This is a genomic window from Rhodococcus sp. (in: high G+C Gram-positive bacteria) (assembly GCF_049286785.1).
GTDB lineage: Bacteria > Actinomycetota > Actinomycetes > Mycobacteriales > Mycobacteriaceae > Rhodococcus_F.
Window position 1 is genome coordinate 1 of the sequence record NZ_JBAQEO010000764.1, and the last position, 8,670, is coordinate 8,670.

6 protein-coding genes and 1 pseudogene are annotated in these 8,670 nt (G+C 65.9%); 5 read left to right on the forward strand and 2 right to left on the reverse strand.

Going from position 1 to position 8,670, the window contains the following annotated elements:
• Positions 1-3 precede the first annotated feature (3 nt).
• Both WAW17_RS27585 and WAW17_RS27590 read right to left on the reverse strand, forming a co-directional pair.
• Positions 4-1,320, reverse strand: coding sequence for a PucR family transcriptional regulator (locus tag WAW17_RS27585; protein ID WP_422336043.1), 1,317 nt, complete (start codon positions 1,318-1,320; stop codon positions 4-6).
• 24 nt (positions 1,321-1,344) lie between these two features.
• Positions 1,345-1,467, reverse strand: a pseudogene (locus WAW17_RS27590) (hypothetical protein); the annotation flags it as partial.
• Positions 1,468-1,794: 327 nt separating this feature from the next.
• On the opposite strand from WAW17_RS27590, the gene WAW17_RS27595 reads away from it, so the two are divergent.
• From WAW17_RS27595 to WAW17_RS27615, 5 genes are all read left to right on the forward strand, one after another.
• The gene (locus WAW17_RS27595; protein ID WP_422336044.1) at positions 1,795-4,623 is read left to right on the forward strand and encodes a DEAD/DEAH box helicase; all 2,829 of its coding nucleotides are present in this window, start codon (positions 1,795-1,797) and stop codon (positions 4,621-4,623) included.
• Positions 4,620-5,393, forward strand: coding sequence for an SWIM zinc finger family protein (locus WAW17_RS27600; RefSeq protein WP_422336045.1), 774 nt, complete (start codon positions 4,620-4,622; stop codon positions 5,391-5,393). The genes WAW17_RS27595 and WAW17_RS27600 overlap by 4 nt, the downstream gene beginning before the upstream one ends.
• Before the next feature lie 41 nt (positions 5,394-5,434).
• Positions 5,435-6,091 (forward strand): DUF1990 family protein, encoded by a 657-nt coding sequence (locus WAW17_RS27605; RefSeq protein WP_422336046.1) that lies wholly within the window; start codon positions 5,435-5,437, stop codon positions 6,089-6,091.
• A 109-nt stretch (positions 6,092-6,200) separates the two neighbouring features.
• The gene (locus WAW17_RS27610) at positions 6,201-7,703 is read left to right on the forward strand and encodes a CoA-acylating methylmalonate-semialdehyde dehydrogenase (RefSeq protein WP_422336047.1); all 1,503 of its coding nucleotides are present in this window, start codon (positions 6,201-6,203) and stop codon (positions 7,701-7,703) included.
• 11 nt (positions 7,704-7,714) lie between these two features.
• A partial coding sequence (locus WAW17_RS27615) for an acyl-CoA dehydrogenase family protein (protein WP_422336048.1) occupies positions 7,715-8,670 on the forward strand: 956 nt, incomplete at its 3' end.

Below are 8,670 nucleotides of genomic sequence, written 5' to 3' on the forward strand. Positions count from 1 at the left end.
GGGTTAGCCCGACGCTGCCGAGCCTTCCGAGGGAATGAGCACGCCGCTTCCCAGCCAGCGGCACGCGGCAAGTGCGTTTTCGAGTTCCAGGCGGTGCTCCCGCACGCTCCGGCCCAGGAGGTCTTCGGCCTTGTGCACTCGGTACGCCACCGAGTTCTTGTGCATGTGCATGGTCGTCGCCGTGGTGGTGAAGCTCCCGCCGCTCGAGAGGAACTCCCGGAGGGTCTCCCGGAGTTGCGCGGATGCCGGGTCGTCCGTGGCCAGCGGACCGAGAACGTCGCCCACCCAGGCGCGGGTGGCGCCGAGATCGGAACACATCAACGCCACGGCGCCCACGTCACGAATGGTGACGACCCTGGGTTCGCTCAGAGGGGAGGCCTCGACCACCAGCTGCGCCTGCGTGGCCTGCTTGTGTGTGCGTACGAACCCGTCCACACCTGCCTGCGGTGTGCCGATGGCAGCCCTGATCTTGTGATCCCAGCCTTCGGCGGCTGCCGCCAACTCGGAACCGTCGACCCTTGTGTGCTTACCCAGCGGCAGCCATACCCAACCGGTGCGCTCATCGTGCGGCTCGAACAGTGGCGGTGCACTGCTGTACCGGAGTTGGTCGGCGAGAGCGTTCACCGATCGCTCCAGATGGGCGAGGAGATCGTCGGCAGGTTCGCTCCGGTCGATCCACACGATCATGCCCAGATGATGCTGCCCGAGCCGGTATCCGAGCGTGCTCTCGGTTGCTCCGATGTCGACCGGACGGCCCGCGAGAATGTCGTCGATTCGCGCGGACCGACTGGTGTTGCGGTTGAGCAACCATGCTTCTCGCTCCCGGTCGTAGATGCTCAGCAACTGCTGGGACACCTTGTCGATATGCTCCGACACCACCGCCATGATCGCCAGCGTCGCCTGAGTGATGTCCGTCTTGTCGTCACTGAGCGAGGCGAGTCCCTCCACGCACCAGCGCAGGAATTTGTCCTGATAGAGGCGGAAGGCTCGTTCGAGTGAGGCGATCGGGATGCCACGTTGTGCAAAGAGGCGGGCATAGGTCAGGGTGTTGGGGGACGGCTCGACCTCGGGGACATCGGTCCCGTGACGGAATATCTGCATGGTGATGGCCATGGTCTCCTCGACGCCCGCAGTCAACAGCTGCCGCAGGTCGGGATCTCGGCCGAGTATTTCGATCTCGCTCGTGATCGACGCGACGAATTCTTCCGCGAGGGCGGCGTGACGCCCTTCCGTGAAGGCGGCGAGTTCGAGGATCAGTGCCCGCGCCGTGGCAGGCGGGTGAGGGTCCGTCTCGGACCTGTCCGGTCGCTGATCGCTCATCATTGATGACCTTCTTCCGTCGAGTCACTCCGGGAACCGGCCGACTTCGATCACCACTTTGCCACCAGCATGTCCCGACTCCACGAGTTCGAGTGCCTCACCGGCGCGGGCGAGGTGGAAACGCGGGCGGGTGGAAATATTCACTCCGCCCTGTTCGGCACAGTGAACGGCTCACCGAAGAAATTCGGTGAGCCGTTCACGGGGGTCCGGTCAGGAGCCGAACGAGCCGGTCCCGAGTCCACCTCCCTGGCCTTCTCCCATCAGCTCCATCAACATCGCGAGAATCCCGACGAGTTGTGTGAGTATTTCCATTTCTTCCTCCGATCACTGCGGATACCGAAAGGCAGCGATCCGGGTAGCCCCATGTACCTCGATGGACAGCCGCCACCCCGTTCATCGGCGCGGCGGCCGCGGAGGTTACACGTCCGTGCCGGGCATTTCCGCGATGTCGGTATCGACTGATTGGATGGTCTCATGCTGCATGGCCTCTGGAGTCCGGATTCCGGCTTGATGCTGTGGGCCGAGAACCAGGATCCGGCGGCGGAGGGCGCCACCGATCCGGTGGGCGGGGTGTTGCAGCGCAGGTTCCGGCATCGGGTGAAGGTGCCGATGGCGGTGCCGTCGGGTATCGAACTCGTGGAGTGGCCCGCGGTGGCGATGGCTCCCCCGGACGCGGCGGAGTTACTGCTGTCGGTATCGGCGCGGGACGTGCGGGTCTCCGGCGATCTGCTCTACCTCGCGCATGTCGCCCGAGGCATCGAGCGGTGGGTGCGAGCCGGACGGGTGGTGCCGGAGGTGCACCGCGCAGAGGGTGCCTGGTGGCCTCGATGGCAACTGCTCGGGGGTGAGCGGCAGCGGGCCTGGCTCACCGAGCTCGTGGTGGCGATGCCACCCGTCCAGCGGTACGGGACGAGTGCCCGTGCGGTACTCGAGGATGTCGTCAGCGAGCTCACCGATCCGGTCACCCGTCGAGTTCTCGACAGCCGTCCTTCCGGGGACCGGCAGCACGCGGCGCATCCCCTTGTCGAGGCCCTCGGGAAGGGGACGCCGTTCGACGACGCCACCGCGCAGCTGTCCGGGGCGCTCGACCGGTGGCGCGACAGCCTCTCGGTGGACGAGCCGGAGCTGGTTCTGCGGCTCCTCGAACCGGATGACGTGGACGCGGAGGGCGAATGGGATCCCGATGTCGCCCTGTGGCGACTTCAGGTGTGTCTTCGTCCGGACGGAGAGGCGCCCGAGCCTGTTCGGCTACACCGGGTAGAGGCGAGTCTTCTCCAGGTGGGTGTCCGCAAGCTGACGGAGGCGGTGGCCGCCTATCCGCGACTGCAGGATGTCCCGAGCGATCCGGACAGTCTCGACCTGATGTTGCCCACCGCTGTGGTCATCGATCTCGTCGGTCACGGCGCCGCCGCGTTGAAGGAGAAGGGCATCAGCCTGCTGCTGCCGCGGGCGTGGAGCGTTGCAGCGCCGTCGATGCGGTTGCGGGTGAGCGCCCCGGGCAGTCCGGTTGCCGCGGAGGGCCGGTCGGTCGGCAAGGACCAGCTGGTGCAGTACAACTGGGAGCTGGCGCTCGGTGACACCGTGTTGACGGCTGCCGAGATGGCTCGGCTGGTCGACGCGAAGAGCGACCTCGTACGGTTGCGGGGCGAATGGGTGCAGGCCGATTCCGAGATACTGTCGCGGGCCGCCCGCTACGTGGCGGAGCGGCACGGCAGCGGCGATCGGGCCATTGTCGACTTGCTGAAGGATCTCCTTTCCGACGATCTGTCCGACCTTCCGGTGGAGGAGGTCACCGCTACGGGATGGGCGGCCGCACTCGTCGACGGCGACACTCGCCCCGAGGATGTGCCGGTCCCGGAACGCCTGGTGGCGACACTGAGGCCCTATCAGCAGCGCGGTCTCGAGTGGCTGGCGTTCATGAGCAGGCTCGGACTCGGCGCCGTCCTCGCCGACGACATGGGGCTGGGCAAGACGCTGCAACTGCTTGCCCTCCTCGCACACGAGAACGCCACGACGCCCACACTTCTGGTGTGCCCGATGTCGGTCGTCGGCAACTGGCAGCGGGAGGCTGCCCGTTTTGTTCCCACCCTGCGGGTCCTCGTGCATCACGGTCCGCAACGGCTGAACGGCGAGGAACTGTCCGCGGCAGTCGCACAGAGCGATCTGGTGATCACCACGTACGCGCTGATGGCCCGCGACCTTACGCAACTAAAGGAGCTGGAGTGGCGTCGGGTGGTGCTCGACGAGGCGCAGCACATCAAGAACGCGAAGACCTCGCAGGCCAGGGCGGCTCGGAGCATCCCGGCCGCGCACCGGGTGGCGCTGACGGGAACACCGGTCGAGAACAGGCTCGACGAACTGCGGTCCATCCTCGACTTCGCCAATTCCGGGATCCTGGGGTCGGAGGCGATGTTCCGCAAGCGTTTCGTGGTGCCGATCGAGCGCGAGAAGGACGAGACCGCCCTGGCCAGGCTCCGCGCCGTCACATCTCCGTTCATCCTGCGCCGGGTCAAGACGGACCCTTTCGTGATCGCCGACCTGCCCGACAAGTTCGAGATGACCGTGCGCGCCAATCTCACCGCCGAACAGGCCGCGCTGTACCGCGCGGTGGTCGACGACATGATGGAGCAGATCCGGGACAAGAAGGGAATGAAGCGCAAGGGCGCCGTTCTCGCGGCGCTGACCAAGCTCAAGCAGGTGTGTAATCATCCCGCGCATTTCCTTCGCGACGGATCGGCCGTCACGCGGCGCGGGCAGCACCGCTCCGGCAAGCTGGGGCTTGTCGAGGACATCCTCGAGTCCGTCCTCGCGGACGACGAGAAAGCGTTGCTGTTCACGCAATTCCGTGAATTCGGTGATCTCGTGACCCCGTACCTGTCGGAGCGGTTCGGCACCCCCGTGCCCTTCCTTCACGGCGGTGTGTCCAAACAGAAGAGGGACGACATGGTCGCCGCCTTCCAGTCGGAGGACGGTCCGCCGATCATGATGCTGTCGCTGAAAGCCGGCGGAACCGGGCTCAATCTCACCGCAGCCAACCATGTGGTGCACCTCGACCGGTGGTGGAATCCTGCGGTGGAGAACCAGGCCACGGATCGGGCTTTCCGAATCGGTCAGCGCCGCGACGTCCAGGTCCGGAAGTTGGTGTGTGTGGGGACGCTCGAGGAGCGGATCGACGCGATGATCGCCACCAAGCAGGAATTGGCCGATCTCGCTGTCGGAACGGGCGAGAACTGGGTGACAGAGATGAGCACCGAGCAACTCGGCGAGCTGCTGCGACTCGGAGACGAGGCAGTGGGCGAGTGAACGAGCGAAAACGCGGCCCGTACTTCGGCCAGTACACGAAACGGCGACCGGTGGCCGGCGGTCTCGAGGCGCGGTCCAAACGCGGGTCATTCGGACGCACGTGGTGGGGACGGGAACTGGTCGACATCATCGAATTCGTCGCCGACAAGGGCCGGATGTCGCGTGGCCGGAGCTACGCGCGTAGCGGCCAGGTGATTTCTCTGGACATCCGCAGCGGGAAGGTCACCGGCGAGGTTCAGGGAAGCCAGCTCCAGCCGTTCGTCGCCACCGTCTCGATCGATCCGCTCGACGAGTCCGAGATCGCCGAACTGGTTGCACTCGTTCGCAGACAGCCCGGGAGCCTGGCGATGCTGGCCGGTGGCGACGTGCCGGACATTCTCGGACCACTCCTTCTCCCGTCCGGTTCCTCCGCGTTGGACTACGACTGCACGTGCCCGGACGACGGCTGGCCGTGCAAACACGCGGCAGCGGTCGCGTATCTGACCACCGAACGGATCGACGAGAATCCGCTCGAGATCCTCACGCTGCGGGGAGTCTCGCTGGAGGCGCTGATCGACCGAGTGGGCGGTGAGGAGTCGGGTTCCGACACCGGCGATTGGTTCGGTGACGCGACGCGCCTCCCAGCGCTACCCGACGTCCCGTTCAGACCGGCGATCGACGATCTCGACCCCCTGCTGCTGCGCAAGGCCGTCCGATCGGTCAGCGAGGACGAACGGGAAGTGAATGCCACGGTGGAGGAGATGACGGCGCTCTACCGGCTGTTGCGCTGATGTTCCCGACCAGCTCTCGGCACCTGCGAAGCTTGCTCTGCATGGCTGTCCCGGACCTGTGGCGGAGCCGGCAGGTTGCTGCAGAATCGTCCGTCCGGCGTCGCCAGGCGCTACTAGACTGGGTCGGCATCGCGATCGGACCGGGCAACGCCGTCCAGCGGGAGGATTCGACCATCATTCGCACACCCTGTGACCTGCGCGCATACACCTATCCGGAGGTGGGTGCGAGTCGAGAGGGTCGGTGTCCCGAGGGGTATCGATACCTGAGCGAGCACAAGACGATCGGTGCCGGTCCGGAGGTGTTCGAGGCTGCGGTCGAGACGCTCTTCACCTGGAACATGCACCGCGGTGCCGGGTTGACGGTGCGGCCGGACACGCCTTCCGCGGTGGCGGGCAACACGGTCAACCTGCATGTGGGCAGGGGACTGATAGGCGTGGATATCTGTTGCCGGGTCGTGTACGTCGTCGACGAGCCGCGTCTGAAGGGATTCGCGTACGGCACCCTCGAGGGGCATCCCGAGATCGGCGAGGAGAGATTCGTCGTCGAGCAGTGCGACGACGGCACGGTCGTCGCTACGATCTCGGCTTTTTCGAGGCCGGGGCGGTGGTACACACGGTTGGGTGGCCCCGCGGGCCGGGTAGTACAGAAACTGATGGCGCGGAGATATCTCCGGGCGCTGGAGTCGAGCCCCCGGTGATACCGGGCTCCTGGGCATGCACGATTCTAGACATACATGGACATCCAACTATAGGATGCGCTATATATTTCGAAGTCCCTGATCATCGAGCAAGGAACGGGTTCGCACAATGGTTCAAGAGCTATCTCACTTCGTCGGCGGCAAGCGTGTACCCGGTGCCTCCAACCGGTTCGGCGACGTCTACGACCCCAACACCGGTCAGGTCCAGGCGCGGGTCCCGCTTGCCGACAAGGCAGAGACCGAGGCGATCATCGCGAACGCAGTCGACGCGCAGCGCGAGTGGGCAGCGTTCAATCCGCAGAAGCGTGCGCGTGTCCTGATGAAGTTCCTGCAGTTGGCGCAGGAAGAGATGGATTCGCTGGCGCGGCTGCTGTCTTCCGAGCACGGCAAGACCATCGCCGACTCCAAGGGCGACATCCAGCGCGGCCTCGAGGTCATCGAGTTCGCCGTCGGCGCGCCGCACCAGCTCAAGGGTGAGTTCACCGCTTCCGCGGGCACCGGCATCGATGTCTACTCCATGCGTCAGCCCCTCGGCGTGGTCGCCGGCATCACCCCCTTCAACTTCCCGGCCATGATTCCGTTGTGGAAGGCCGGACCGGCTCTCGCCACGGGTAACGCCTTCATCCTCAAGCCCTCCGAGCGCGACCCCTCGGTGCCGCTTCGGCTGGCCGAGTTGTTCCTCGAGGCCGGGCTGCCCGCTGGTGTGTTCAACGTGGTCAACGGTGACAAGGAAGTCGTGGACGTCCTGCTCACCGACGACCGGGTCAAGGCGGTCGGCTTCGTCGGCTCCACGCCCATCGCGCAGTACATCTATGAGACGGCGGCTGCGCACGGCAAGCGCGCCCAGTGCTTCGGCGGGGCCAAGAACCACGCCATCGTGATGCCCGATGCCGACCTCGACGAGGTGGCCGACGCGCTGATCGGCGCCGGCTACGGCTCCGCGGGCGAGCGCTGCATGGCGATCTCCGTCGCCGTCCCCGTCGGCGAGGAGACCGCCGACGCACTGGTCGCGAAGCTCACCGAGCGGGTCGCCAAGCTGAAGATCGGCCGCAGTGACGACGAGACCGCCGACTTCGGTCCGCTGGTCAGCAAGGATGCCGCCGCACGAGTCGACGAATACATCCAGATCGGCATCGACGAGGGCGCCGAGGCAGTGGTGGACGGCCGTGGTTTCACCCTCGAAGGTCACGAGGACGGCTTCTTCGCCGGCGCGACCCTGTTCGACAAGGTGACGCCCGAGATGCGGATTTACAAGGAAGAGATCTTCGGGCCCGTCCTGCTGGTGACCCGCGCCGCCGACTACGAGGAGGCTCTGCGGCTGCCCAGCGAGCACGAGTACGGCAACGGTGTCGCGATCTTCACCCGCGACGGCGATACGGCCCGCGATTTCACGCACCGCGTCAATGTCGGCATGGTCGGCGTCAACGTGCCGATTCCCGTCCCGATCGCGTACCACACCTTCGGTGGCTGGAAGCGGTCCGGTTTCGGTGACCTCAACCAGCACGGCCCCGACTCCTTCCGGTTCTACACCAAGACCAAGACCGTGACGCAGCGTTGGCCTTCCGGCAAGAAGGAAGAAACCAACCACTTCGTCATCCCCACGATGAACTGAACGGATCTTTCATGTTCACCTTGACCGATGACGAGCGGGCGATCCGGGACACCGCGCGTGACTTCGCGGCGGAGCATCTCGCCCCGCATGCCGTGGAATGGGATCAGACCAAACACTTCCCGGTGGACGTCCTCCGCAAGGCGGCGTCGCTGGGAATGGGCGGAATCTACATCCGGGAGGATGTGGGTGGTTCCGAACTGACCCGGGTCGACGCCGCGCGGATCTTCGAGGAACTCGCCAAGGGTGATCCGTCGATCTCCGCCTACATTTCCATCCACAACATGGTGACGTGGATGATCGACAAGTTCGGCAGCGACCAGCAGCGGCACCAGTGGGTGCCCGGGCTGTGCTCGATGGACCAACTGGGCAGCTACTGCCTCACCGAGCCCGGAGCCGGCTCGGACGCGGCGGCGCTCAGCACCAAGGCGGTTCGTGACGGCGACGACTACGTGCTGAACGGGGTCAAGCAGTTCATCTCCGGTGCGGGTGTTTCCGATGTCTACCTCGTGATGGCCCGTACCGGGGCGAGCGGTCCGAAGGGAATCTCGGCGTTCATCGTCCCCAAGGATTCCGCGGGTCTGTCGTTCGGCGCCAACGAGATCAAGATGGGCTGGAACGCTCAGCCCACCCGGCAGGTGATCTTCGAGGACGTGCGCGTGCCTGCCGCCAACCTGCTCGGCGTCGAGGGCGGTGGTTTCCGGATCGCCATGCTCGGTCTCAACGGCGGCCGGCTCAACATCGCGGCCTGCTCGGTCGGGGGCGCCCAGGCGGCACTCGACAAGACCGTCGACTACCTCGCGGACCGTAAGGCATTCGGCTCGGCGTTGCTGGATTCGCAGGCACTGCAGTTTCAGCTCGCCGACATGCGGACGGAACTCGAGGCGGCGCGCACACTGCTGTGGCGGGCGGCGGCCGCGCTCGAGGAGGGCGCGCCGGATGTTGTCGAACTGTGCGCGATGGCCAAGCG

Bases quoted from the DNA above. Each gene is read 5' to 3' on its own strand.
- WAW17_RS27605 (WP_422336046.1), top strand. From the start codon at position 5,435: ATGGCTGTCCCGGACCTGTGGCGGAGCCGGCAGGTTGCTGCAGAATCG.
- WAW17_RS27585 (WP_422336043.1), bottom strand. From the start codon at position 1,320: ATGAGCGATCAGCGACCGGACAGGTCCGAGACGGACCCTCACCCGCCT.
- WAW17_RS27610 (WP_422336047.1), top strand. From the start codon at position 6,201: ATGGTTCAAGAGCTATCTCACTTCGTCGGCGGCAAGCGTGTACCCGGT.
- WAW17_RS27595 (WP_422336044.1), top strand. From the start codon at position 1,795: ATGCTGCATGGCCTCTGGAGTCCGGATTCCGGCTTGATGCTGTGGGCC.